The organism is Paracidovorax citrulli (assembly GCF_900100305.1).
GTDB classification, from domain to species: Bacteria; Pseudomonadota; Gammaproteobacteria; order Burkholderiales; family Burkholderiaceae_C; genus Paracidovorax; species Paracidovorax citrulli.
The window spans coordinates 78,059-102,853 of the sequence record NZ_FNEY01000007.1 but is presented as its reverse complement, the minus strand read 5'-3'; the positions used below and the strand labels follow the sequence as shown (position 1 = coordinate 102,853).

Annotated in this window: 26 protein-coding genes and 1 pseudogene; 14 read left to right on the top strand and 13 right to left on the bottom strand. The window is 66.0% G+C overall.

The window, feature by feature from the left end; genetic code table 11:
• The first annotated feature begins 136 nt into the window (after positions 1-136).
• The gene (locus BLR99_RS06970) at positions 137-772 is read left to right on the top strand and encodes a YbhB/YbcL family Raf kinase inhibitor-like protein (RefSeq protein ID WP_017438982.1); all 636 of its coding nucleotides are present in this window, start codon (positions 137-139) and stop codon (positions 770-772) included.
• A 96-nt stretch (positions 773-868) separates the two neighbouring features.
• Here the strand turns inward: BLR99_RS06970 and BLR99_RS06965 are convergent, their stop codons facing one another.
• The 6 genes from BLR99_RS06965 to def all read right to left on the bottom strand — a co-directional run bounded on the left by BLR99_RS06965 (position 869) and on the right by def (position 5,477).
• Positions 869-2,062, bottom strand: coding sequence for a phosphoglycerate kinase (locus BLR99_RS06965; RefSeq protein WP_017438983.1), 1,194 nt, complete (start codon positions 2,060-2,062; stop codon positions 869-871).
• 145 nt (positions 2,063-2,207) lie between these two features.
• Positions 2,208-2,543 carry an AzlD domain-containing protein gene (locus tag BLR99_RS06960; protein WP_011797693.1) on the bottom strand — a complete coding sequence of 112 codons (336 nt, stop codon included), beginning with the start codon at positions 2,541-2,543 and terminating at the stop codon, positions 2,208-2,210.
• Positions 2,544-2,574: 31 nt separating this feature from the next.
• Positions 2,575-3,375, bottom strand: coding sequence for an AzlC family ABC transporter permease (locus BLR99_RS06955; protein WP_048857463.1), 801 nt, complete (start codon positions 3,373-3,375; stop codon positions 2,575-2,577).
• A gap of 62 nt (positions 3,376-3,437) precedes the next feature.
• Entirely contained in the window at positions 3,438-4,427 is a 990-nt protein-coding gene (gene fmt / locus BLR99_RS06950; RefSeq protein WP_048857449.1) for a methionyl-tRNA formyltransferase, read from the bottom strand.
• Positions 4,428-4,467: 40 nt separating this feature from the next.
• A complete protein-coding gene (locus BLR99_RS06945; RefSeq protein WP_011797690.1) occupies positions 4,468-4,971 on the bottom strand; it encodes a hypothetical protein in 504 nt (167 codons plus the stop codon).
• The gene (def, locus tag BLR99_RS06940; RefSeq protein ID WP_011797689.1) at positions 4,968-5,477 is read right to left on the bottom strand and encodes a peptide deformylase; all 510 of its coding nucleotides are present in this window, start codon (positions 5,475-5,477) and stop codon (positions 4,968-4,970) included. The genes BLR99_RS06945 and def overlap by 4 nt, the downstream gene beginning before the upstream one ends.
• Before the next feature lie 220 nt (positions 5,478-5,697).
• Between def and BLR99_RS06935 the strand changes: the two genes are divergently transcribed.
• Together BLR99_RS06935 and dprA are read left to right on the top strand one after the other, a co-directional pair.
• The gene (locus tag BLR99_RS06935; protein ID WP_416406459.1) at positions 5,698-6,912 is read left to right on the top strand and encodes a LysM peptidoglycan-binding domain-containing protein; all 1,215 of its coding nucleotides are present in this window, start codon (positions 5,698-5,700) and stop codon (positions 6,910-6,912) included.
• A 91-nt stretch (positions 6,913-7,003) separates the two neighbouring features.
• Positions 7,004-8,218 carry a DNA-processing protein DprA gene (dprA, locus tag BLR99_RS06930; RefSeq protein WP_041827648.1) on the top strand — a complete coding sequence of 405 codons (1,215 nt, stop codon included), beginning with the start codon at positions 7,004-7,006 and terminating at the stop codon, positions 8,216-8,218.
• A 39-nt stretch (positions 8,219-8,257) separates the two neighbouring features.
• Here the strand turns inward: dprA and argC are convergent, their stop codons facing one another.
• Positions 8,258-9,190 (bottom strand): N-acetyl-gamma-glutamyl-phosphate reductase, encoded by a 933-nt coding sequence (gene argC / locus BLR99_RS06925; protein WP_011797686.1) that lies wholly within the window; start codon positions 9,188-9,190, stop codon positions 8,258-8,260.
• A gap of 171 nt (positions 9,191-9,361) precedes the next feature.
• Between argC and sucC the strand changes: the two genes are divergently transcribed.
• The 8 genes from sucC (at position 9,362) to BLR99_RS22480 (ending at position 17,269) form a co-directional block, all read left to right on the top strand.
• Positions 9,362-10,522: an ADP-forming succinate--CoA ligase subunit beta gene (gene sucC, locus BLR99_RS06920; protein ID WP_011797685.1), complete on the top strand. Its 1,161-nt coding sequence runs from the start codon at positions 9,362-9,364 to the stop codon at positions 10,520-10,522.
• Positions 10,523-10,537: 15 nt separating this feature from the next.
• Positions 10,538-11,434, top strand: coding sequence for a succinate--CoA ligase subunit alpha (sucD, locus tag BLR99_RS06915; protein ID WP_011797684.1), 897 nt, complete (start codon positions 10,538-10,540; stop codon positions 11,432-11,434).
• Between the two features lie 167 nt (positions 11,435-11,601).
• Positions 11,602-12,288 (top strand): TerC family protein, encoded by a 687-nt coding sequence (locus BLR99_RS06910; RefSeq protein WP_017438596.1) that lies wholly within the window; start codon positions 11,602-11,604, stop codon positions 12,286-12,288.
• 193 nt (positions 12,289-12,481) lie between these two features.
• Positions 12,482-13,294: a Stp1/IreP family PP2C-type Ser/Thr phosphatase gene (locus tag BLR99_RS06905; RefSeq protein WP_061855835.1), complete on the top strand. Its 813-nt coding sequence runs from the start codon at positions 12,482-12,484 to the stop codon at positions 13,292-13,294.
• Between the two features lie 92 nt (positions 13,295-13,386).
• A complete protein-coding gene (locus BLR99_RS06900) occupies positions 13,387-14,046 on the top strand; it encodes an FHA domain-containing protein (protein WP_011797681.1) in 660 nt (219 codons plus the stop codon).
• Positions 14,047-14,247: 201 nt separating this feature from the next.
• Positions 14,248-14,769 carry a pilin gene (locus BLR99_RS06895; protein ID WP_074686948.1) on the top strand — a complete coding sequence of 174 codons (522 nt, stop codon included), beginning with the start codon at positions 14,248-14,250 and terminating at the stop codon, positions 14,767-14,769.
• On the top strand, positions 14,702-16,507 hold the full coding sequence (locus BLR99_RS22485; protein ID WP_139160143.1) for an O-antigen ligase family protein: 1,806 nt from the start codon (positions 14,702-14,704) through the stop codon (positions 16,505-16,507). Before BLR99_RS06895 ends, BLR99_RS22485 begins: the two co-directional genes overlap by 68 nt.
• Positions 16,508-16,510: 3 nt before the next feature.
• Positions 16,511-17,269: a hypothetical protein gene (locus tag BLR99_RS22480; RefSeq protein WP_074686944.1), complete on the top strand. Its 759-nt coding sequence runs from the start codon at positions 16,511-16,513 to the stop codon at positions 17,267-17,269.
• A gap of 179 nt (positions 17,270-17,448) precedes the next feature.
• Here the strand turns inward: BLR99_RS22480 and moaC are convergent, their stop codons facing one another.
• Positions 17,449-17,943, bottom strand: coding sequence for a cyclic pyranopterin monophosphate synthase MoaC (moaC, locus tag BLR99_RS06880; protein WP_017438736.1), 495 nt, complete (start codon positions 17,941-17,943; stop codon positions 17,449-17,451).
• A gap of 122 nt (positions 17,944-18,065) precedes the next feature.
• Between moaC and BLR99_RS06875 the strand changes: the two genes are divergently transcribed.
• Positions 18,066-19,730 carry a M48 family metalloprotease gene (locus BLR99_RS06875; RefSeq protein ID WP_074686942.1) on the top strand — a complete coding sequence of 555 codons (1,665 nt, stop codon included), beginning with the start codon at positions 18,066-18,068 and terminating at the stop codon, positions 19,728-19,730.
• Here the strand turns inward: BLR99_RS06875 and BLR99_RS06870 are convergent.
• The 3 genes from BLR99_RS06870 to BLR99_RS06860 form a co-directional block, all read right to left on the bottom strand.
• Complete coding sequence (locus tag BLR99_RS06870; protein WP_013596954.1) at positions 19,698-20,054, bottom strand: phage holin family protein; 357 nt, start codon at positions 20,052-20,054, stop codon at positions 19,698-19,700. The two genes, BLR99_RS06875 and BLR99_RS06870, sit on opposite strands and share 33 nt — an antisense overlap.
• Positions 20,055-20,139: 85 nt before the next feature.
• Positions 20,140-20,619 (bottom strand): hypothetical protein, encoded by a 480-nt coding sequence (locus tag BLR99_RS06865; RefSeq protein ID WP_048857451.1) that lies wholly within the window; start codon positions 20,617-20,619, stop codon positions 20,140-20,142.
• A gap of 73 nt (positions 20,620-20,692) precedes the next feature.
• Positions 20,693-21,445 carry a TerC family protein gene (locus BLR99_RS06860; protein WP_011797674.1) on the bottom strand — a complete coding sequence of 251 codons (753 nt, stop codon included), beginning with the start codon at positions 21,443-21,445 and terminating at the stop codon, positions 20,693-20,695.
• 550 nt (positions 21,446-21,995) lie between these two features.
• Here BLR99_RS06860 and BLR99_RS06855 point away from each other — a divergent pair.
• On the top strand, positions 21,996-22,478 hold the full coding sequence (locus tag BLR99_RS06855) for a DUF3717 domain-containing protein (protein WP_048857452.1): 483 nt from the start codon (positions 21,996-21,998) through the stop codon (positions 22,476-22,478).
• A gap of 10 nt (positions 22,479-22,488) precedes the next feature.
• Positions 22,489-22,788: pseudogene (locus BLR99_RS23400) on the top strand (DUF2007 domain-containing protein); the annotation flags it as partial.
• Positions 22,789-22,842: 54 nt separating this feature from the next.
• Here the strand turns inward: BLR99_RS23400 and BLR99_RS06845 are convergent.
• Entirely contained in the window at positions 22,843-23,403 is a 561-nt protein-coding gene (locus BLR99_RS06845) for a YaeQ family protein (RefSeq protein WP_013596949.1), read from the bottom strand.
• 2 nt (positions 23,404-23,405) lie between these two features.
• Positions 23,406-24,785 (bottom strand): adenylosuccinate lyase, encoded by a 1,380-nt coding sequence (purB, locus tag BLR99_RS06840; RefSeq protein WP_017438869.1) that lies wholly within the window; start codon positions 24,783-24,785, stop codon positions 23,406-23,408.
• Between the last annotated feature and the right edge of the window lie 10 nt (positions 24,786-24,795).

The following is a 24,795-nucleotide window of genomic DNA, read 5'->3' as shown; positions in this document are numbered from 1 at the left end:
GGCCCGATGGGATCGGATGCGGTGCGTTCGCTGCCGCGACTGGTTTCTAGAATGCAGCCATGCCTCCGGCCCGCCGGGGGCGTGCACATCTTTCTCCCTCTTTCCTGGTCCCTTCACCGCACAGGAGCCTTCACGCATGCAACTCACCAGCCACAGCTTCCAGGACGGGCAGGCCATTCCCGGCGAATTCGCGTTCGCCGTGCCCGATGCGGCGGCGCACGTCGCGCTGTCCGCCAACCGCAATCCGCACCTGGCCTGGAGCGGCGCACCGGCCGGCACGCAGTCGTTCGCCATCGTCTGCCATGACCCGGACGTGCCCAGCCAGGGCGACGACGTGAACCAGGAGGGCCGCACCGTGCCCGCCAGCCTGCCCCGCGTGGATTTCTTCCACTGGCTGCTGCTCGACATTCCCGCAGACCGCACCGAGATCGCCGCCGGCTCCCATTCCAGCGCCGTCACGCCGCGCGGCAAGCCCGGCCCCGCCGCGCCCGAAGGCCTGCGCCACGGCATCAACGACTACACCGGCTGGTTCGCGGGCGACCAGGACATGCGGGGCGACTACTACGGCTATGACGGTCCCTGCCCGCCCTGGAACGACGCCATCGTGCACCACTACGTCTTCACGGTGTACGCGCTCGGCACCCCCACGCTGCAGGTCGAGGGCCCGCTGACCGGCGCCAACGTGCGCGCCGCGCTGGCCAGGGCACCCGTGCTGGCCGAGGCCCGCCTGACCGGCCTGTACACGCTCAACCCGGCCGTCGCCCTGCCGTGACGGCGCCTGCCCCGGACGGCACGAGAGCCCGCAGGCTGGATGCCGGCAGGCTCTTGTCTCGGTTGCCCTGAAGGGCGACCCGATCGCAGACCGCTATCAGCCGTTGGCGCGCTTGTGCAGGATCTCGAAGGCCGGCAGCGTCTTGCCTTCCAGCACTTCCAGGAAGGCGCCACCGCCCGTGGAGATGTAGCCCACGTCCTTCTCGATGCCGTATTTCGCGATCGCGGCCAGCGTATCGCCGCCGCCGGCGATGCTGAAGGCCGGCGACTCGGCGATCGCCTGGGCGATGGCCTTGGTGCCGTTCTCGAAGGCGGGGAACTCGAACACGCCCACCGGGCCGTTCCAGACGATGGTGCCGGCGGCCTTGAGCTGGGCGGCCAGCTTCGCGGCCGTCTGCGGGCCGATGTCCAGGATCAGGTCGTCATCGGCCACGTCGGTGGCGGCCTTGACGGTGGCGGGCGCGTCGGCCGAGAAGGTCTTGGCGACCACCACGTCGGTGGGAATCGGCACCTCGGCGCCGCGCGCCTTCATGGCCTCGATCACGGCCTTGGCTTCGCTCACGAGGTCGGGTTCGGCCAGGCTCTTGCCGATCGAAAGGCCCGCGGCCAGCATGAAGGTATTGGCGATGCCGCCGCCCACGATGAGCTGGTCCACCTTGTCGGACAGGCTCTTGAGGATGGTCAGCTTGGTGGAGACCTTGCTGCCGGCCACGATGGCGGCCAGCGGCCGCGCGGGCTGGGCCAGCGCCTTGCCGATGGCATCGATCTCGGCCGACAGCAGCGGGCCGGCGCAGGCCACCTTCGCGTATTCGGCGATGCCGTAGGTCGTGCCCTCGGCGCGGTGCGCGGTGCCGAAGGCGTCGTTCACGTAGATGTCGCAGAGCTTCGCCATCTTCTGTGCCAGCTCGGGCGTGTTCTTCTTCTCGCCCACGTTCACGCGGCAGTTCTCCAGCAGCACGACCTGGCCGGGCTGCACCTGCACGCCGTCCACCCAGTCGGCCACCAGGGGCACGTCGCAGCCGAGCAGTTCCGACAGGCGTGCCGCCACGGGCGCGAGCGAGTCCGCGGGCGTGAGCGTGCCTTCCGTGGGGCGGCCCAGGTGGCTCGTCACCATCACCGCGGCGCCCGCGTCCAGCGCCATCCGGATGCACGGCACGGATGCGCGAATGCGCGTGTCTTCGGTGATGCGGCCGTCGTCGTCCTGGGGCACGTTCAGATCGGCACGGATGAACACGCGCTGGCCACGGGCCTGGCCCTGGGCGCAGAGGTCGGAAAAGCGAAGGATTTGCATGGGCTCGATAGGTATGGAAAAGCCCGGCCGGCCATCTGCCGTGGCGCGCGGTCGGGCTGTGGCGGGAAAAACTGCGGGGGATTGTAGGCGCCGCCGTCGCGGGCGCTCCGTAGGCGGCTGCCCACAGGCGGGCGGCCCGCGCGGGCTACCAGCCCAGGCCGATGTGCAGCGGCAGATAGACCGCCATGCCCACGCAGATGGTGCCCAGGATGCCCCGGCGCCAGAAATAATAGGCCGTGGCGCAGGCCATGGCCGGCAGCCGCGCGTCCTGCAGGGTGCCGATGAATTCCCCGCGCGCCATGAAGAGCTCCGGCGCGAGCACGGCTGCCAGGGCCGCGAGCGGGGCGTACTTGAGCCCGCGCTTGAGCCAGTCGGGCATCGGGACTTCCTTCTCCGGAATCATGAAGAAGGCGCGCGTGACCAGCGTGATCAGCGCCAGCCCCACGGTCGCCACCACGATCTCCGTCACCGACGCTTCCATGCCGCCTCCCCCGCGCGCCGCCTGCCGCCGTTCATGGGTGGTCCTCCTCGCGCAGCGGCACCACGTCCCCGTCCTGCACGTGCTTTTTCTCGTCGGGCCGCAGCGTGCCGTGCGCAGGCACGAGCCGCACCTCGGGCCTGCGCCGCAGGTGGCGGTCCGCCGCCTCGATCAGCAGCCCGGCGGCCACGGCGGCCGCGATCGCGACCAGGATGTTGAGCTTGAGCGGCAGCGAGAACGCGGCGATCGCCGCCGTCATCGCCACGCCCGTGGCGATCCAGGTGGCGCGGTCGAAGAGCATGGACAGCAGCACGCCCAGCAGCGCCAGCACGCCCGCGAAGCCCAGTCCCCAGGACAGCGGCACCACGTTCGCCAGCAGGATCCCGGCGATGGACGGCACCTGCCACGACAGCCAGTTCAGCACTGCCGCGCCCCAGAAGTAGGGCACCTGCTCGGCCTGCGGCGCGGGCCGCGGAAAGCGCTTCATGAAGGCGACGAAGATCACGTCGCCGCTGAAATACCCCACCGCCAGCCGCCGGCGGCGTGGCAGCCAGGCGAAATAGCTGCGCCACATGCTGCTGAAGATGACGAAGCGCAGGTTCACGCAGCAGGCCGCGAGCCACATCACCCACAGCGGCGCCCCCGCGGCGAGCAACGGCAGCACGGTGAGCTGGGCGCTGCCCGCATAGACGGTGAGCGACATGAAGATCGCCAGCCCCACGGGCATGCCGCTCTTGACCATCGCCACCCCGGTCACCAGTCCCCAGGCGCCGATGCCCACGCTGGTGCCGATCATGTCCGTCATGCCGGTGCGGAAAAACGGATGCCGCACCATCTCCCCCGCCGAACGCGGCACGGTGCCGGCCGGTTCGCCAGCGGATGCGTCCTCCGCCATGCTCATGCACCGGCCCCGCCGCCGAGCACCATGCCCGGCGCCAGCGGATGGCCTCGCAGGAAGTCGCCCACCGGCAGGCGCTTGCCGCCCGCGCGCTGCAGCACCGTGAGGCGCAGCACGCCGGCCGCTCCGTCCGGGCCTCCGCAGGCCACGTCCACGCCGGCATCATCGACCTGCAGGATCTCTCCGGGCTGCGCGCCCTCCGGCGGGGGCACCTGAAGCGGCTCGCACCCCCAGACCTTGATGGTTTCGGCGCCGCATTGCGTCGAGGCGCCCGGGAACGGATCGAAAGCGCGCACGCGCCGGTCGATGGCCGCGGCGGGCAGCTTCCAGTCGATCGCGCTCTCGGCCTTCTCGATCTTGTGCGCGTAGGTCACGCCTTCGGCCGGCTGGGGCGTCGCCGCCAGCCCGCCGCAGGCGGCCAGCTCCATGGCCTCCACGATCAGCCGGCCGCCCAGGTCGGCCAGCCGGTCGTGCAGCGTGGCCGTGGTCTCGCGCGGCGCGATGGCGGTTTTTTCGATGAGCAGCATGGCCCCCGTGTCCAGGCCGGCATCCATCTGCATGATGGTCACGCCCGTCTCGGCGTCGCCCGCCTCGATGGCGCGGTGGATGGGCGCCGCCCCGCGCCAGCGCGGCAGCAGGCTCGCATGGATGTTCAGGCAGCCCAGCCGGGGCAGGTCCAGCACCCACTGCGGCAGGATCAGGCCGTAGGCCGCGACCACCATGGCGTCGGCCCCGGCCGCCTCCAGCGCGGCGCGCGCGGCGGCGGCGTCCTCGGCATATCTGCCGTCCAGCCGCAGCCCGCGCGGCTGCGCCACGGCGATGCCGTGGGCGAGGGCGCACTGCTTGACGGGGGACGCCTGCAGCTTCATGCCCCGGCCGGCGGGCCGGTCGGGCTGGGTGAGCACGAGGGGGACTTCGGCGCCTGCGGCGAGCAGGCGCTCCAGGGCCACCCGGGCGAACTCGGGCGTGCCCGCGAAAATGATCTTCATGGCAGCGGAAAAAAGCGCTCCCCGCGGGGGCGCCGGTCGGTCAGAAATGGCGCCACTCGCGCGGATCGGGCTCGTCGGTGAACATCACCTTGCGTACCGCGCCCCGGCGGTCGATGTGCACGTGCGCGAAGCGGCGCGTATTGATGTCGTCGAGAAAACGGTAGGTCCAGATGTCGCCATCGAAGCGGGCGACCTGCTCCACCCGCATCGGCGGGCCGAAGAAGCGGCGCACCTCCTCGGCCGGCGTGCCGGCGGGAATTCCGGCGAGGTTCTGGAAGGTGAGGACCTGATCGCGGTGCACGAGGCGGCCCTGCGCGTCGAAATCGAGATGGTAGACCTGCCGCCCCATGGGCTGGGTGGTATAGACCATGCGCTCGCCGCCGCCGGGCAGCGTCGAGGAAAAGTAGGGCTGGCCCAGTTCGCGCAGCACCTCGCCACGCTGCGCGCCCGGGCGCAGGAAGTCGGGCGATGCGCAGGCGGCCAGCAGCACGGCCAGGCAGGCCGCCGCGGCGCGGCGCCAGAACGTGGCCGTGCGGTCGATCATGCCCGGGCACCCCGCTGCTGCTTGAGCATCTTGGTCTTGATGCGCGTGCGCTTGAGGGGGGAGAGGTACTCGACGAACACCTTGCCCAGCAGGTGGTCCATCTCGTGCTGGATGCAGATGGCCAGCAGTCCCTCGGCCTCGATGACGCGGGACTGCCCCTGCGCGTCGAGGGCCTGCACGCGCACGGCGGTGGAGCGCTCCACCCCGTCGTAGATGCCGGGCACGGACAGGCAGCCTTCCTCGCCGACCTGCTTGTCCTCGCTGGCCCAGAGGATCTCCGGGTTGATCAGCACCAGGGGCGTGTCGCGGTCCTCGGACACGTCGATGGTGATGATCCGCTCGTGGACGTCCACCTGCGTGGCCGCCAGCCCGATGCCCTGCGCGTCGTACATGGTCTCGAGCATGTCGTCCAGCAGCGCGCGCACGCGGTCGTCCACCACCTGGACGGGCTGGGCCACCTTGTGCAGGCGGGGATCGGGATAGCAGAGGATGGGAAGGAGGGCCATGGGACAACGGACGAAGATGTCGCTATTTTCGCCACTTTCACGCCGCGCCGCTGGCGGCGAGGGCAATAATCATTGCCCGATCCGGGGCTTGGGGCCAGAATCCTTGTTGATTTGTAACGTATCGGCCGGCAAGTTTTGTCACCAGCAAGACGGCCCGCTGCCAGCGAGGGGCGTTTTAGCGATGTGTGCTGACAAGAGCAAGAGCAACGGGATCCAGAACATGAATGCATCCACCCGCCTGCGGGCACCGGCCCTGGGCGCGCTCACGCTTGCCGCCGCGGCCATCGCGGTCCCGCTGGCCGGGCATGCGCAGAACTATCCCGTCACGGCCGGGCAGCGCGCCACGGCCCAGCAGGTGGCCTCTCGCGGAGTGCCGCTCGCCGAGCTGGCGCCCAACGCGCCCGACACCTACGTCGTCAAGCGCGGCGACACGCTCTGGGGCATCTCGGGCATGTACCTGCTGCGCCCCTGGCGCTGGCCCGAACTCTGGGGCATGAACCTGCAGTCCATCCCCAATCCGCACCTGATCTTCCCGGGCCAGACCCTCTACCTCGAGAAGGTGGACGGCTATGCGCGCCTGCGCACCGCCCGCGGCGGCACGGACGGCGACCCGGAAACCGTCCGCATCTCCCCCCGCACCCGCACGGACAGCCTCGCCGGCACGGCGCTGCCCACGCTGCCCCCGCACCTCATCGAGCCCTTCCTGGTCGAACCGCTGGTCGTGGACGAGCTGACCCTGTCCCAGACCCCGCGCATCGTGGCCACGGTGGACGAGCGCGTGCTCATGGCCAACGGCGACCGCGCCTATGCGCGCGGCCCGGCCGGGCGGCCCCTGCGCCTCGACCCGGGCGTGCCGCGCCACTACCGCGTGTTCCGCAACGCCGTCCCGATGAAGGACCCCGAAACCGGCGAAATCCTGGGCTACGAGGCCCAGTACGTCGCCCGGGCGGACCTGGTGCGCGGCGAAGCCACGGAAGAGACCCGCACGCCCGACGGCGGTGCCCGGACCGATCCCGTGCCCGCCACCATCGACCTCTCTGGCGCGAAGGAAGAGATCCGTTTCGGCGACCGCCTGCTGCCCGCCCCGGAGCGCGGCTACACGAGCTACACGCCGCAGGCGCCCCAGTTCCCGGTGGATGCGCGCGTGGTGTCCATCTACGGCAGCGCCGCCGTCGCCTACGCGGCGCAGAACCAGGTGGTCGCGATCAACCGCGGCACCCGTGACGGCATGCAGCCGGGCCTCGTGCTGACCGTGCTCACCAAGGGCGAGCGCATCCTGGACAAGACCGATCCGGACCGCGGCACCATCAAGCTGCCCAGCGAGGCCAATGGCACGGCCATGGTCTTCCGCACCTTCGACCGCGTCTCCTATGCGCTCCTGCTGCAGATGCGCCAGGGCGTGCGCGTGGGCGACCGTCTCGTGAATCCGCAGTAGGAGCGGCCCGCACGACGCTTCCGGCATCGGTCGCACCTGGCCGTACCACGCAGTAACGCGGCAGTGGCGTCGCGCCGCTATGCTCCCCTGCATGCAACGCGACGAACTCTCCGCATGGCTGCGCCTCATGCTCACTCCCGGCGTGGGCGCGGGCACGGCGCGGCGGCTGCTGGCTGCCTTCGGCCTGCCGCAGCAGATCTTCCAGCAGCCGGAGGGCGACCTGGCGGCGCTCGCCACTTCTGCGCAGGCGAAAGCGCTGTGCACCGTCCCGCCGGGCCTCGCCGCGCTGGAGGACGCCACCTGGCAATGGCTCAACACGGCGGAGCCCGCAGGCGATGGCGATGCGCCCGCGCGGCGCATCGTGTCGCTGGGCGACGCGGCCTATCCCGCGGCCCTGCTCGCCACCGAAGATCCCCCGCTGCTGCTGCACCTGCTCGGCGCCCCGCGCTGGCTGGACGGGGCGGGCCCATCGCGCTGGCCGCTGGAGCGCTGCCTGGCCATCGTCGGCAGCCGCAACCCGACCGCGCAGGGCGCGGAGAACGCCCGGCAATTCGGGCGGGCGCTGCGCAGCGCGGGCCTGTGCATCGTCTCGGGGCTGGCGCTCGGCATCGATGCCGCTGCGCACGAAGGGGCCCTGGAGGCCGGCCCGGTCCTGGCGGACGGTGGCGCTTCCGGCCCCTGCACCATCGCCGTGGTCGGCACGGGGCTGGACCGTGTCTATCCGGCCCGCCACCGCGACCTGGCGCACCGCATCGCCCGCCAGGGCGTGGTGGTCAGCGAATATCCGCTCGGCACGCCGCCCCTGGCCGCCAACTTCCCCCGGCGCAACCGCATCATCGCCGGGCTTTCGCAAGGCACGCTGGTGGTGGAGGCCGCGCTGGCTTCCGGCTCGCTCGTCACGGCGCGGCTGGCGTCGGAGCAGGGGCGCGAAGTGTTCGCCATCCCCGGCTCCATCCATGCGCCGCAGTCGCGCGGCTGCCATGCGCTCATCCGCCAGGGCGCGAAGCTGGTGGAATCCGCCCAGGATGTGCTGGAGGAGCTGCGCCTGCCCGCCGCGCCATCCACGGCTTCCCCGTCAGCCCGCCCTGAAGGGGCGGACGGGAGCGAGCCGCCGGACCGTGCCGCTTCAGGCCCGCATGCCGACGTGCTGGAGTCGCTGGGATTCGACCCCATGGGGCTGGATGCCCTGGTGGCGCGCACGGGCCTCGACGCATCCCGGCTGCAGGTGGCCCTGCTCGAGCTGGAGCTGGAAGGACAGGTCGCCCGGCTGCCGGGCGGGCTGTTCCAGCGCATGGCCCTGGCCTGAGGGCCGCCCCCGGATCGCTCCGGGGCGCGCGGGCGGGCCTTACAGATCCAGCATCAGCCGCAGATTCTGCACCGCGGCGCCGCTGGCACCCTTGCCGAGGTTGTCCAGCCGGGCCACGAGCACGGCATGGCGGTGCGTTTCGTTCGCGAAGACGCGGATCTCCAGCGCATTGGTGCCGTTGAGCGCCAGCGGTTCGAGCTTGCCGTCCTCGGAGGGCGGCAGCACCCGCACCCACTGTTCCGGCGTATTGCTGCGGGCGTAGTGCGCGGCCAGCGCCTCGTGCAGGTCGGCGCCCTTGGGCGCGCCCGGCAGCAGGTCCAGGTGCAGCGGCAATTGCACCAGCATGCCCTGCGCGAAATTGCCCACCGACGGCACGAAGATCGGCCGGCGCGTGAGGCCGGTGTACTTCATGATCTCGGGCAGGTGCTTGTGCGACAGGCCCAGCGCGTAGAGCTCGAACGGCGCGGCGTCGCCCTTCTCGTAGGCCTCGATCATGGTGCGGCCGCCGCCGGTGTAGCCGCTGACCGACGGCAGCGCCACGGGAAAGTCCGCCGGCACCAGGCCGGCATCCACCAGGGGGCGCAGCAGCGCGATGGCGCCGGTCGCGTAGCAGCCGGGATTGGCCACGCGCGTGGCGCCCGCCACGGCGTCGCGCTGTCCCTGCGCCAGTTCGGGAAAACCGAACACCCAGCCCGGCGCCGTGCGGTGGGCCGTGCTGGCGTCGATCACCCTGATCGTGCGGCCCGTGGCGGCCTCGATGGAATCCACCAGCGCCACCGTCTCGCGCGCCGCATCGTCGTGCAGGCACAGCACGACGAGGTCCACCCCGGCGATCAGGTCGCGCTTGGCCGCGGGGTCCTTGCGCAGTTCCGGCGCGATGCTCACCAGCTCCACCTGCGGCATGTCCTGCAGGCGCTCGCGGATCTGCAGTCCCGTGGTGCCGGCTTCGCCGTCGATGAAGATCTTGGCCATGGAGGTCTCCTGGAAAGGGAAGGCGCGGAAAGCCAGCAGGGTACGTGACTGCCGCAGGGGGATGGTGCGTCGCAGCATGATACAGTCGCCGGCTGCCATGTCACCCGCCCGCGGCCAGACATCCGGTCATGGCAGACGGGTTACCACCATCCTTCCCCTGAGAGAGACCTCATGAAGATTCACGAATACCAAGGCAAGGAAATCTTGCGCAGTTTCGGTGTGCCCGTTCCCCGCGGCATTCCCGCGTTCACGGTGCAGGAAGCCGTGGAAGCCGCCCAGAAGCTCGGCGGCCCCGTGTGGGTGGTCAAGGCCCAGATCCACGCCGGTGGCCGTGGCAAGGGCGGTGGCGTGAAGGTCGCCAAGAGCATCGACGACGTGAAGAAGCTCGCCGGCGACATCCTGGGCATGCAGCTCAAGACCCACCAGACCGGCCCCGAGGGCCAGAAGGTCCGCCGCCTCTACATCGAAGACGGCGCCGACATCAAGAACGAACTCTACGTCTCGCTGGTCACCGACCGCGCCACGCAGAAGGTCGCCCTGATCGCCTCCAGCGAAGGCGGCATGGACATCGAGGAAGTGGCCCACTCCACGCCCGACAAGATCGTCACCGAGATGATCGATCCGCTGACCGGCATCACGCCCGAGCAGGGCCGCAAGGTCGCCGAAGCCATCGGCCTGTCCGGCAAGTCCGTGGACCAGGCGCTGGACATCTTCGCCAAGCTCTACAAGTGCTACATGGACACCGACGCGTCCCTGGTGGAGATCAACCCCCTGAACTGCGACTCCAAGGGCGACCTGATGGCCCTGGACGCCAAGTTCAACTTCGACGCCAACGCCCTGTTCCGCCACCCCGAGATCGTGGCCCTGCGCGACCTGGACGAAGAAGATCCGGCCGAAGTGGAAGCCTCCAAGTTCGACCTCGCCTACATCAGCCTGGACGGCAACATCGGCTGCCTCGTGAACGGCGCGGGCCTGGCCATGGCCACCATGGACACCATCAAGCTGTTCGGCGGCGAGCCGGCCAACTTCCTGGACGTGGGCGGCGGCGCCACCCCCGAGAAGGTCACCGAAGCCTTCAAGATCATGCTGAAGAACCCCAAGGTCGAAGGCATCCTGGTCAACATCTTCGGCGGCATCATGAAGTGCGACACCATCGCCACCGGCGTCATCACCGCCTGCAAGGCCGTGAACCTGAACGTGCCGCTGGTCGTGCGCATGAAGGGCACCAACGAAGAGCTGGGCAAGAAGATGCTGGCCGAGTCCGGCCTGCCCATCATCGCCGCAGACACCATGGCCGAAGCCGCGACGAAGATCGTTGCCGCCGTCAAGTAAGCCCGGAGAACACTCATGTCGATCTACATCAACAAAGACACCAAGGTCATCACCCAAGGCATCACGGGCAAGACGGGCCAGTTCCACACCGAGAAGTGCCAGGAATACGCGAACGGCAAGAACTGCTTCGTGGCCGGCGTGAACCCGAAGAAGGCCGGTGAGTCGATCTTCAACATCCCGATCTACGGCAGCGTCAAGGAAGCCGCGCAGCAGACCGGCGCCACCGTGTCGGTGATCTACGTGCCGCCCGCAGGCGCGGCGGCCGCCATCTGGGAAGCCGTCGAGGCCGACCTGGACATGGCCATCTGCATCACCGAGGGCATCCCCGTGCGCGACATGCTCGAAGTGCGCAACAAGATGAAGGCCAAGGAAGCCGCCGGCGGCAAGAAGACCCTGCTGCTGGGCCCCAACTGCCCCGGCCTGATCACGCCCGACGAGATCAAGATCGGCATCATGCCCGGCCACATCCACCGCAAGGGCCGCATCGGCGTGGTCTCGCGCTCCGGCACGCTGACCTATGAAGCCGTGGCCATGCTGACCGAAGTCGGCCTGGGCCAGTCGAGCGCCGTGGGCATCGGCGGCGACCCGATCAACGGCCTCAAGCACATCGACGTGATGAAGGCCTTCAACGACGATCCCGACACCGACGCCGTCATCATGATCGGCGAAATCGGCGGCCCGGACGAAGCCGAAGCCGCCCAGTGGTGCAAGGCCAACATGAAGAAGCCGATCGTCGGCTTCATCGCCGGCGTCACCGCCCCTCCCGGCAAGCGCATGGGCCACGCCGGCGCGCTGATCTCCGGCGGCGCCGACACGGCCGATGCCAAGCTCGCCATCATGGAAGAGTGCGGTTTCGTCGTGACGCGCAACCCGTCCGAACTGGGCAAGCTGCTCAAGGCCCAGCTGAAGTGACGGCCTCGGTTCCGCTGCCCGGAAGGGCCGCGGACCGGGCGGGAGTTAAGCAAAACTACGCACGCCGGTGCGGGGCTTCCCCGTTACACTGAAAGCTCCAAAAAAAAGAAGCGCCCGGAACGCATGTCCCGGGCGCTTCTTGCATTCATAACAGTGGAGCACACGCAATGGAATTCCTGCATTCCGCCGATTTCTGGATCGGCCTGGTGAAGATCGTCTGGATCAACATCATCCTCTCGGGCGACAACGCCGTCGTCATCGCCCTGGCAGCCCGCTCGCTGCCTCCCCACCAGCAGAAGCAGGCCATTTTCTGGGGTTCCGGCGCCGCCGTGGTGCTGCGGATCGCGCTCACCGTGGTGGCCGCCAAGCTGCTCGAGCTGTCCTTCCTGCAGATCATCGGTGGCTGCCTGCTGCTGTGGATCGGCCTGCAGCTCATGACCGACGGCGACGACGAGGAGGAATCCAGCGGCGCCAACGCGGGCCTCATGGCGGCCGTGCGCACCATCCTCATCGCCGACCTGGTGATGAGCCTGGACAACGTCATCGCCGTGGCGGCAGCGGCCCATGGCAACATGGTCCTGCTCATCCTGGGCCTGGCCATCAGCATCCCGCTCGTGATCTTCGGCAGCACCCTCATGATCAAGCTGATGGAGCGCTTCCCCGTCATCGTGCTGCTGGGCGCGGGCCTGATCGGCTGGGTGGGCGGCGAAACCATCGCCAGCGACGCTTCGCTGCACGACTTCGCCGAAGCGCACCCGTCGCTCCATTACGTCGCCGCCGCCCTGGGCGCGGCCTTCGTGGTCGGCGTGGGCAAGTTCATGCAACTGCGTTCCCAGCGCGGCGCCACCGCCTGACCCCGGCCCGCGGCGGGTGACCCGGCCCGCTCCCGGCCCCGGTGCCTCGTCTATGATGCGGCACGGAGTACATAGGGAAAAGATATGGGGAAATGCATATGTCCGCAACGCAAGGGATGACGCCGGCGCCGCTGCGCTCCAGTCGCCAGGGGCGTGCGCGCGCTCTGCTGCCCGTCCCGGAGGCGGTCCGGGCATGAGTGCATCGTCCCCGCTGGCGTACGAGTTCTGCGCCCTCACCGACCAGGGGCGCGTCCGCTCCAACAACGAAGACGCCGTGACGGTCGATGTGGCCGGCCAGGTGGCCGTGCTGGCCGACGGCATGGGCGGCTACAACGCGGGCGAGGTCGCCAGCCGCATGGCCACCGAACTGATCCGCCAGGGCCTGGCCGAATGGCTGGCCGGCGCCGGGTGCGATGCCTCCCTTGCGGACCTGCGGCAGGCCATGGAAACCTGCGTGGATTCCGCCAACCGTGCCATCTACGACGCATCGCATTCCAATGCGCAATACGCCGGCATGGGCACCACCGTCGTGGTGGCCGCCTTCCGGGACGACCGGCTCGTGCTCGGGCACATCGGCGACTCGCGCTGCTACCGCCTGCGCGACGGCGACCTGCAGCAGATCACCCGGGACCATTCCTGGCTGCAGGAGCAGATCGACGCCGGGCTGCTGACGCCCGAGGAGGCCGCGCTGTCGGGGTTCCGCAACCTCGTGACCCGGGCGATGGGCGTCGAATCCACGGCGGCACTGGAAGTCAATGAATTCCAGGTGCAGCCCGACGACCTCTTCATCCTGTGCTCCGACGGGCTCACGGACATGCTCGACGACGAGGAACTGCGGGCCCTGGCCGCCTCCTCCGAACCGCTGGCCGAGCGGGCCGCGCGCATGATCGAAGCCGCCAACGAGCGCGGCGGACGCGACAATATCAGCGTCCTGCTGGTGCGGGCCGGAGCCGGCGAGAAGAAGCGCGGCCTGGTGTCACGATTGTTGCTACGTACCGATGGATAACCCGGTTCGCCGCCACCCGTGCGGCGTGGACCGGACACCAGCGCAGTCACCCACCAGCTAGCCCAGACAGACAGACAGACGAGGAACGGTTCATGCCCAAAATGATCGTGTCGATCGACGGAGTGGTCATCAAGGAAGTGGCGCTCACCAAGGAGCGTACGACGCTGGGGCGCCGCCCCTACAACGACATCGTCATCGACAACCTGGCCGTCAGCGGCGAGCATGCCGTGCTCCACATGGCCGGCGACGCGGTGGAGATCGAAGACATCGGCAGCACCAACGGCACCTATGTGAACGGCCAGCCCGTCAAGCGCCAGCCGCTGCGCAACGGCGACCTGGTCGAGGTGGGCAAGTACAAGATCCGCTTCCTGGGCGACGGCGCGGGCGAGAACTACGAGAAGACCATGGTCTTCACCCCCGGCATGCTGCCCCCGCGCGCGCCCGCATCGCGCCCCGCCCCGCTGCCGTCCCCGGCCCCGCCCAGCGTGCCGCTGAACGCCGCCATCCGCGTCATGTCCGGCGCGGCGGCCGGCCGCGAGGTGGACCTGGTCAAGGTCGTCACCACCATCGGCAAGCCCGGCGTGGCCGTCGCTTCCATCACCAAGCGCCACCACGGCTTCGTCCTGGCCCATGTGGAAGGCGCCGAGCCTCCGCGCCTCAACGGCCAGCCGCTGACTGCCGAGCCGGTGCTGCTCAAGGACGGCGACCGCCTGGGCCTGGCGGGGACGGAGATGGAGTTCCGGCAGCGGTGATGGATGGGCAGGTACGTTTCGTAGTGCCTGCAACGGTTGCTGACAGAGATGGGTGACGAAATTGTCACCCGGACCTCACGCGAAGGCATTGCCGAAGGGGCGAAGGACCAGGCCTTGTTGGCATGCAACCTGCTTTGAAGGAGACAGCCTGCGAAATCCTTCCGCAGGTTGACATTCCAACTGTTCCTCCGGGAGAGATTTATGAAGCGTACTGTTCAGCAAGGTTTCACCTTGATCGAACTGATGATCGTCGTGGCGATCATTGGTATTTTGGCTGCCGTGGCACTGCCGGCTTATCAGGATTACACGAAAAAGGCGAAGATGTCGGAAGTGGTCTTGGCTGCGTCGCAGTGTCGTACCACTATTACCGAGCAGGTTCAAAGCATGGCATCCGACAAGGTCGGTGCGGCCAATGGTTGGGGCTGTGAAGCCAACGTTGGTGGAAATGTTGCATCCGGCCCTACCAAGTATGTTGCCTCTATCGAAACTACTGACAACGGCGTGATTTCTGCAAAGGCTCGTAACTTCAACGATGCTAATATCGATGGTAAATATGTTGTGATGATCCCTAAAATCTCCGGCACTGCTATCGTGGTCAATGCCGCTAGTAAAGATCAAGGCAAGCAAATTTCTGAATGGACCTGTGGCGGCGGAGATGCTGCAGGCACCCAACAGGCTTCCTCTAGTATCAACAAATTCCTTCCTGGCTCCTGCAAGTCGTGATTTAAGTCAGATTGTTAACCATAGAAAACCTCCCCTTGGGGAGGTTTTTTTTATTGCCATGTCCATAGTATCACTTGCCGGCTTCTTTCTTTTGATTAATGGATGGTTAGCCCCTAATCACTATGAGCCGTGGCTTTCATTTCATGGCGAGATCATTTCGGCAGTTGGGGCTTTTTTTTTAGCTCTTGATGTTTTGATAAAAAAAAGAAAAATTTCTCTCCCCTATGCAATTTTAGCCCCTGCCATTTTGATAACGGCTGTGTTGGTATTTCAAAGATTAAATGGAGTTTTACTTTTCAATTCGGATTTTGATTACGGTTTGTTGTATGTTGGGATATGGATTTTTTCTGGAGTCGTAGGAAGCGATGCTGCGAAAAAAAGTCTTTCTGAATATCGCGATCATTCTGAAGAAATATCGAATATAAAATTGACAGCATTCCTATGGGCAGTGACTGCAGGAGCCATTGTTAGCGGAATTATCGGAACGTTTCAATGGTTGCGCTTACCATTGCTGATCTGGATGGTTGAGTCTGATGGTCGGGCCTACGCGAATTTTGCGCAACCGAATCATTACGCCACTTTGTTGGTAATGGGTATTGCATCGCTTGGTTATTTGCTTTTTGCCGGAAAGCTTAAAAAGTGCACCTTTATATGTGGCACCCTGTTCCTTTGCTTTGGGGTGCTCGGTTCTGAATCTCGAACTGGATTCCTTGCAGTCATTTTGGTTTTTGCTATCTGGACTGCTGAGCTAGCATATTCCAATAAAAATAGAACTCCGTGGCTCTATTTTGCGTTGATAGTCGGGCTGTGGTTCTGTGCCCGTTTCCTCTGGCCTAGCTTCGCAATATTTATGGGTGTCGCAGCAAGCAGGGATGCTGCCGATTTCAATAGTTCCTCGAGACTTATATTATGGCGTCAACTTGGTGAGGCTTTGTTGCAGCAGCCTTGGAGCGGATATGGATGGCTCCAAGTTGGGCGCGCACAAGACACTATTGCCCCCTTTTTTGGGGCAACTGCGACTGCATCTGCACATAATATTTTCTTTGATGTGGCTTTATGGTTTGGAATTCCATCGGCCATACTTTTGCTGGCGATGAGCGTTAAGTGGTTTTGGAGCTTAAAAAAAGGCTTTCGACCAGATGTGCTTTATCCGCTGGCTGTGCTGGCCCCATTGGTTTTGCATTCAATGCTGGAGTTCCCATATGAATATGCCTATTTTTTGATTCCTTTAGGAATATTGATTGGATTTATTTCCAGCGCATTGGGATCCAGAAGTTTGGAATTTCCTCGTGGTGCATTGCTGGCTCTATTGATGCTGCTTGCTGCATCTGGTTTTGCTTTGATAAAAATTCAATTGTCATACGAAGAGCCGATGCGCATGGCGTTGGCTGATGAGCACAAATTTCGAAAAGAAGAAATAATTAATCCACCGCAAGAAATATTCGGATTTGGCCAAGATGTATATGCGTTATTCAATGCCCTTACACACACAGGACCGGAAACAGATGCGAGCGTCAAAGAGGCTATCTATACTTCTTGGCGTTATCCCAGCAGAGCTACACACAGACGACGAGTGTTGAGCCTTTTTAAATCCGGACAACAAAAATCTGCTTGTCGTGCATTGGCTGCTTTTCAATCTTTTTATGATATAGGTAGCTACGAGAAACTTGCCATATCAGTCCAAATTTCCGCGGGATTGAATGTAGAAAAAATATGTTTTCAAAATGGTGAAAATTGATTTATGAGGTTATATATTTCAAAAATCCGAGCTTTTTTTGTTCACTTGATGATTTCGATCGTGATAGGGGGTTTAATATCTGCTGTCACGGTTATATTTTTCTATCCTTTTCCTTATGTTTTTATTTCCGGAGGGGCTGGATTATTTTTGTTGCTGGTCGCTGTGGATGTAGTATCGGGGCCATTGCTTACTTTCGTTTTCTTCAACCCTAAGAAAAGTAGAAAAGAAAAATTATTGGATTTTTCTGTCGTTGCATGCCTTCAGGTTTGCGCACTTGCATATGGAATGTTCTCTGCATACGAAGCGCGCCCCATACATGTGGTCTTTGAATACGATCGTTTCAGGGTAATACACGCTAATGATATTCCTGAGGAATTAATTTCGCTAGCCCCCAAGGATATAGTTGCGATACCGAAGGTGGGAATCACGTGGCTTGCATTGCGCCCATTGAGTAGCCTCGAACGTTTTAACTTCACCATGCAGGCACTGGATGGAGTTGCCGTTTCAGCTCAGACACAACTATGGATTTCCTACGCGCAAGGGCTGCCGCAGATTTTGAAAGAAGCAAAATCAATGAAACAGCTTCTCAATCGATTTCCGGATAGAAGGGAGGAGATGTTTGATGCCGCAGTGCGAGATGAGATGGATGTTGAAGAAATCAAATATTTGCCTATCCAGGGAAGAAAAAATCTTACGTGGACAGTATTTTTAAATGCACAAACAGGTCAGCCTTTAGGTTATTTGGATTTGGATCCATTTTGATTTTTTAGCGAGCGTGTCGTAGTGATGAGTTTTTTACGTGAATTTTTAATTTACCTATTAAAGCAATTTAAATGCATATAGGTGATTTGAGTGTCTAATAAAAGCCTGCAAAGATATGCGGCCTCGGGTGAATTTTGAAAAATAGGCGCGCCGAAAATTATCAAAAGGCCTCAATAATATCACCGTTGATTTGATAAAAAACTGCCACTTTTCCCCCCGTGCTTCTCCACAACCCGCACCTCCTCCATCACCATCCCCCGATCCACAGCCTTGCACATGTCGTAGATGGTGAGCAACGCCACCTGCACCGCCGTCAGTGCTTCCATTTCCACCCCGGTAGGCCCGACGGTTTCCACGGTCGCGGTGCAGCGCACGCATGAGGCATCGGCATCGAGCTGAAAATCCACCGCCACCCGCGTGAGCGCGAGGGGGTGGCACAGCGGAATCAGGTCGCTGGTCTTCTTCGCGGCCTGAATGCCGGCGATGCGGGCAATGCCCAGTACGTCACCCTTGCCGGCCGTGCCCGAGGCGACGAGCGCCAGGGTGGCCGGTTGCATGGCGATGTGCCCGCCTGCGACGGCAATGCGCCGGGTATTGGGCTTGTCGCCCACATCCACCATGTGGGCCTGGCCGCCAGCGTCGAAATGTGTGAGGTGGGGCGAACGGTTGGTCATCGGAAGAGGCCCTTGCGGGAATAGGTAACAGGGTGGCACCTTCGGCGCGCCGGGGCATCATACGGTCCATGCGCGCATCCAAAAGGCCCCGCCAGGGGGTTGTCACGAGGAGGGTTGCTCCCATGGGTTCTACACCCGCATCGCAAGGTTTTCCGGCGGCTGCTGTCCTGCGCCGCTCGGCGGTGGCCTGGGCCATCGCCGTATCGCAGTGCGTCCTGCCCCTGCCCGCCCGCGCCCAGGGCGCCCTGCCCACCCTCGGCGACGGCTCCGACATGACGACCAGCCAGGAGCGGCGCCTGGGCGACCGGATCATCCGCGAGCTCTACCGCGATCCGGATTACATCGACGATGCGGTGCTCAACGAGTACGTGCTGGGCATCTTCCTGCCGCTGGTGACGGCGGCGCGGGAGCGGGGCGAACTGCCGCCCGAGCTGGACGAGCGTTTCGCCTGGGAGATCCTGCTGGGGCGGGACCGGACGGTGAACGCCTTCGCCCTGCCGGGGGGGTATTTCGGGATGCACCTGGGCCTGATCGGCGTGGTGTCCACGCGCGACGAGCTGGCATCGGTGATGGCGCACGAGTTGAGCCACGTCACGCAGCGGCACATTTCCCGGCTGATCACGCAGCAGAACCGGCAGGGGCCGCTCATGCTGGGGGCGATGGTGCTGGGCATGCTGGCTGCCACGAAGAACCCGAGCGCGGGGCAGGCCATGCTGGTGGGCGGGCAGGCACTGGCCGCGCAGAACCAGCTCAATTTCTCGCGCGACATGGAGCGGGAGGCCGATCGCGTCGGCTATGGACTGATGGCCCCGGCGGGCTTCGCGCCGCAGGGTTTCGTGTCGATGTTCGACAAGCTGCAGCAGGCCAACCGCATCAACGACAACGGCAGCTGGCCCTATCTGCGCAGCCATCCGCTCACCACGCAGCGGATCGCGGACCTGCATGCGCGCATCCCCCCGGCCGTGGCCCAGTCGCCCGCGCCCGGCCCGACGCTGGAGCACGCCATGATGGCCGCCCGGGCGCGGGTGCTGTCCCGGCCCGGTATCGATGTCTGGCGGCAGTGGGTGAACGAGCCGCAGGCGGGCGGGTTCGGCGCGCAGCCGCTGCCGCGGCGGGTGGGTGCCTGGTATGCGGCCTCGCTGAGTGCGCTGCAGCTGCAGGACATGGCGGCGGCGCGGGCCGCGCAGCGGTCGCTGCTGGAGGCCGCGCGGGGCGATGCCGCTGGCATGCGCCAGGCCCATCTGCTGGGCGCGGAAATCGAACTGGCCGGAGGGCAGGCGGACGCGGCGCTGGAGCAACTGGCGCTCATTCCCGCGGAAGGCGCCAGGGAAGCGGCGCCACCGGCCTCGACGGGCACGGCGCTGACGCTGGAATCCGTGACCAGCCCGGGCCGGGGGGCAGCCGCGTCGGCGTCCGGCGGGGCGGGGCGGCCGGAGATGATCCTGCGCACCCAGGCACTGCTGCGGCAGACCCGGGCGGCGCCCATGGCTGGCACCCTGCAGACCTGGGTGACGAACCATCCGCGCGATGCGTCGGTGTGGTATCTGCTCGCCGCGGTGTGGCAGCAGCAGGGCCAGCCGCTGCGGGCCGTCCGCGCGGAGGCGGAGGCGCATGTGGCGCGGTACGACTATGCGGCGGCGGTGGACCGCTTCAAGGCCGGCCAGGACATGGCGCGCAAGACGGGGAGCCGCGGCGGGGATGCCGCGGAGTACATCGAGGCCTCGATCATCGAGACGCGCCTGCGCGCGACCGAATCACTTCTTAAGGAACAGGCCGCCGAGCGCTGATTCGATGAGCATGCCCAGCACGGTGTAGATGAGCGAGCCGATGAGCGCCGCGCCGAAACCGTGCACCTGGAAGCTGTCGCCCAGCACGGACGCCGCCGCCCAGAACATCAGCGCGTTGATGACGAACAGGAAGAGGCCCAGCGTCACGATGGTCACCGGCAGGGTGAGCACCACGAGCACGGGCCGCAGCACCACGTTGAACAACCCGATGACGAAGGCCGCGACCATGGCGGAGCCGAAGCTGCGCACCTCGACGCCGCCGTAGAGGTAGGTCACGCACAGCAGCGCGGCGGCGCTAAGCAGCCATTTCAGGAGGAGTTTCATGGCGCAGGAGGATAGCACCCGGGGTGCTTTCCTCACGTTGCGCATGCATGCAGGCAGGCAGGGCGCCCCCGGCGCCCGCCGGGGCTCAGGGCTGCTCGGCGAACAGCAGGAACAGCGCTCCCAGGCTGGCCAGCGTGCCCGGAAGGGACCAGCGCTGGGGCAGGGGCTTGCGCACCACCAGGGGCTGGGCGGCCGGCGCGGCGGCGGGTTGCGGCGCTTGGGCGTCCTGCTTGGGGCGGCGCGCATCGACGATCTGCGCGTTGCCGTGCTCCGCCTGCAGTTCGGCCGCCAGGTCCGGCAGCGGGCCCTTGGCCAGCACCGTGGTGATGGTGGAGCCGCCGGCCTGCAGCCAGGGCAGGACCTGGGCGAACAGCTTGTCGGCCCACTTGGCGCGCCAGTTCTCGCGGGCGCTGTGGCTGACCCACTTGCTGATGCGGTGGGTCATGCGCGGAGCGCAGGCCACGACCACCCAGTGGGTGCCGGGCGCATGGGCGCGGGCGGCCAGGGGGGCGAGGATCTGCTGCGCGTAGGCTGCATCGTCCACGTACACGATGACTTTGTCCATGAAGGCTCTCCTGTCGGGTTGGTCGATGAAGGGTCGAGTCGCTGGCGGGCCCGGAGTTCACCGGGCCCGGGCATCAGCCGTGCGGGACGGCCGCCGTGCGGCGCGAGGCGATGGCCTTGCCCACGATCAACACGAGCAGCGCGCCGACAACGTGCGCCGCCCAGTACAGGCTGTCGGAGATCACGGCCATGCCCTTCTCATCGACGGTACCCAGCTTGGGCACCCATGTCCAGCGGTCGGGGTTGACGAAGGCCGGGTCGGTGACCAGCATGCCACCGGCGATCCAGCCGAGCAGCATGCCGCCGGCCACGATGATGAACGGGAAGCGCTCCATGAGCTTGATGACCAGCTGGCTGCCCCAGACGATGATCGGGATCGAGATCAGCAGGCCGAGCACCACGAGCAGCAGCGAGTGGTCGCCCGCGTTCTGGGCGGCGCCGGCGATGGCGATCACGTTGTCCACGCTCATCACCAGGTCGGCGACGATGATGGTCTTGATGGCGGCGAACAGCTTGTCGCTGCCGGCCACGTCGCCGTGGCCTTCCTCGTCGGGGGCCAGCAGCTTGATGCCGATCCAGACCAGCAGGATGGCGCCGACGAACTTGAGGAACGGCAGGTTCAGCAGCGTCATCGCGAAGGCGATCAGGATGACGCGCAGGATGATGGCGCCGGCGGTGCCCCAGATGATGCCCTTGGTGCGCTGCGCGGGCGGCAGCTTGCGGCAGGCCAGGGCGATCACCACTGCGTTGTCGCCACCCAGCAGGATGTCGATGATGATGATCTGCCCCAGCGCGACCCAGAACTCGGGCGATGTCAAAAATTCCATAGATTCCTCGTTGTCATTTGGCGATTGGCCGCGCGGCCGCACGGGGCGGGACCGGCGATCCACAGACGTTCAGGCCCGCCCGGGGACCGTCAAGGAAGCTGGAGGCATGCGCGCCGCGGAACGGGCGCCCATGCGGGGAGGGCATGGCCTTGAACGGCCCACGGGCGGGCCTTTCAAAGGTCTTGCTCGGCCGGCGGGCCGTGCGGCTGCGCCAGAACCCGGAAATGCCGGAAGCCTCGCGGCTTCGTACTGACGACATGACCGACAGTGCCGGCGGCTCGGGACATGCCTTCGCGCCGGGACCGGGAGCTACTCCCCCTCGAAGCCCGCATTGGAACACAGCCCTGCGCGGCGCGGCAAGGCGGAAGTGCGTTCCGGCGCCTGCGCGATTCGAGAGAAATGCGCCGGACATGGCCGCCCGCATTCATCGGATTGCTATGTTTTCATGAGCGCTGGGGCTAACCCGGAGAGCCTGCGGGTCCATGGTGCTGTGCCGGCGCGGCCCAGTGGCGGCGCAGGTAAGATCGGCCGCCTTTTTTCCCGCGTGTCCATGGCCGCCCTGCACATCACCGATATCGAATCCGCGATCAACCACTGGCGCGCCCGTGCGCCGGCGGGCGCGGGACTGGCGCTGGCGCCCGAGCTCCAGGCGCTCGCGGAGGTGTATGCCCGCATGGTCTATGCGCGGGTGGACGAGGTGGAGGAGTCCTCGGTGCCCGCCGACGCCATGGCGGCGTGGCTGGCGTGGTACGAAACCACGCCCGACACGCCCTGCATCGCCATCTGCTCGACCAGCCAGGGCGACGACCATTGCAAGGGATGCGGCCGCAGCTTCGCCGAGGTGCAGCACTGGCTGGCGATGGGGCCGGCCGAAAAGCGCGCCGTGTGGCGGCGCATCACCATCGAGAACACGGCCTGGCGGTTCAACCGCTATGCGGAGCGGGCGGCAGAGGGGCCGCCGGCACCGCAGGCCGCGCGTCCGGGGCCGGAGCCCGTGGCGGTGGCGCGTGACAGGCGCCATGGAACCCCCTAAGCATGGCTGCATGCTGCGCTTGACCCAGGCCCCGAACATCGCCATCGCCACGCTCTGGGCCGACCTGCTGAGCGAGGGCGGCATGCCCGCCACGGTGCAGCGCCAGCATCTTCTGGCGACGGCGGGGCAGTTGCCGCCGGACCAGTGCCTGCCGGAAATCTGGCTGGAGCACGAGGAGCATGCACCGCAGGCCCGGCGCCTGCTGCAGGCCCTGGCGGACCTGCCGCAGCGGCGCTGGCATTGCCCCGGATGCGGCGAATGGGTCGAAGGCGGTTTCGAGCAGTGCTGGAGCTGCGGGGCGTTCATGCCCGCGGCCGAGGGGGCTGAACGCCGCGGGGGCCACGAGGGGACGCGGAGCCCGTGCTCACTTCCAGCGGATGGGCTCCAGGTGCACGCTGCCCAGGCCGCTGCTCAGCGTGAGGCCGCCTTCCTGCACCGTGGCCTGCAGCTGCATGCTGCGCTCGGCCAGGGACGCCAATTGTTGCGACGCCTCGGTGGGCAGGCGCCAGACCTGCAGCTTGTCCTGGCGCGTGAGCTTGCCTTCGATGCCCTTCCACCAGACCTCGGCCGCGTGGTGAAAGCAATAGACCAGTACCGCATCGGCCTTGGAGGAGGCCTTGGCCAGCGGCTTGTCCTCGGGCTGGCCGACTTCGATCCACAGGCGCTTGCGGCCCGTGAAGTCGGTGATGGACACGTCCGGGTCGTCCGGGTCCGAGAGGCCGGCGCCGAAGGCCAGCGTGCCGTCGCCCTGGCACATGGCCTGCAGTTGCCAGGCGTTGAGCGCCAGCGCCGCCAGCCGGACCATCATGCGCTCGTCGGTCTCGCTGGGGTGGCGCGCCAGGGTCAGGGCGTGGTCGGCGTAGTAGCCGTGGTCGATGTCGGCGATCGCGAGGTTCGCCTTGAAGATGGTGGACTTGATGGCCATGCTCAGACGCGGCGGGCGAGTTCGGCGGCCTTGCCGACGTAGCTGCCCGGCGTCATGGCCAGCAGGCGGTCCTTGTCGGCCTGGGGGATTTCCAGGCCGGCGATCAGCGCGTGCAGCGCCTCGGCCGTCACGGTCTTGCCGCGCGTGACTTCCTTGAGCTTCTCGTAGGCGCCCTGCACGCCGTAGCGGCGCATGACGGTCTGGATGGGCTCGGCCAGGACTTCCCAGCTGGCGTCCAGGTCGGCGGCCAGGGCTTCCTCGTTCAGCTCCAGCTTGTTCAGGCCGGTCATGAGCGAGGTGTAGGCGAGTGCGGCATAGCCCATGGCCACGCCGATGTTGCGCAGCACGGTGCTGTCGGTGAGGTCGCGCTGCCAGCGGCTGACGGGCAGCTTCTCGGACAGGTGGCGCAGCAGTGCGTTGGCCAGGCCCAGGTTGCCTTCGGCGTTCTCGAAGTCGATGGGGTTGACCTTGTGCGGCATGGTGCTGGAGCCGATCTCGCCGGCCTTCAGGCGCTGCTTGAAGTAGCCCAGGCTGACGTAGCCCCAGATGTCGCGCGACAGATCGACCAGGATGGTGTTGGCGCGGGCGATGGCGTCGAACAGCTCGGCCATGTAGTCGTGCGGCTCGATCTGGATGGAATAGGGCTGGAAGGTGAGGCCCAGGCCCAGCGGCTCGGGGGTTTCGACGACCTTCTTGCTGAAGGCCTCCCAGTCGAAGTCGGGCCAGGCCGAGAGGTGGGCGTTGTAGTTGCCCACGGCGCCGTTCATCTTGCCCAGCATCTTCACGCCGGCGATGCGGTCGCACGCGGCCTGCAGGCGCACGACGACGTTGGCCAGTTCCTTGCCCACGGTGGTGGGGCTGGCGGTCTGGCCGTGGGTGCGGCTCAGCATGGGGACTTCGGCGTAGGCGTGCGCCATTTCGCGCAGTTTCAGGACGATGCGGTCCAGGCCGGGCAGGATGACCTGGTCGCGTCCGGAGCGCAGCTGCAGCGCGTGGCTGGTGTTGTTGATGTCTTCGCTGGTGCAGGCGAAATGCACGAACTCGGCGGCGCGCTCGAGCTCCGGGCGGGCCTCGAACTTGGACTTGATCCAGTATTCGACCGCCTTCACGTCGTGGTTGGTGGTCTTCTCGATGTCCTTGATGGCCTGCGAGTCGGCCTCGGAGAAATTCTTCACCAGGCTCAGCAGGTAGGCGCGCGCGCCGGTGGTCAGGGGCTTGAACTGCTCGAAGCCTGCGTCCGACAGCGCGATGAACCACGCCACCTCCACCTGCACGCGGCGGTGCATGTAGCCGTGCTCGCTCATGATGGGGCGCAGGGCGGACAGTTTGGCGGCGTAGCGGCCGTCGAGCGGAGAGAGGGCGTTGATGGTGGACAGGCTCATGGGCCGGGAT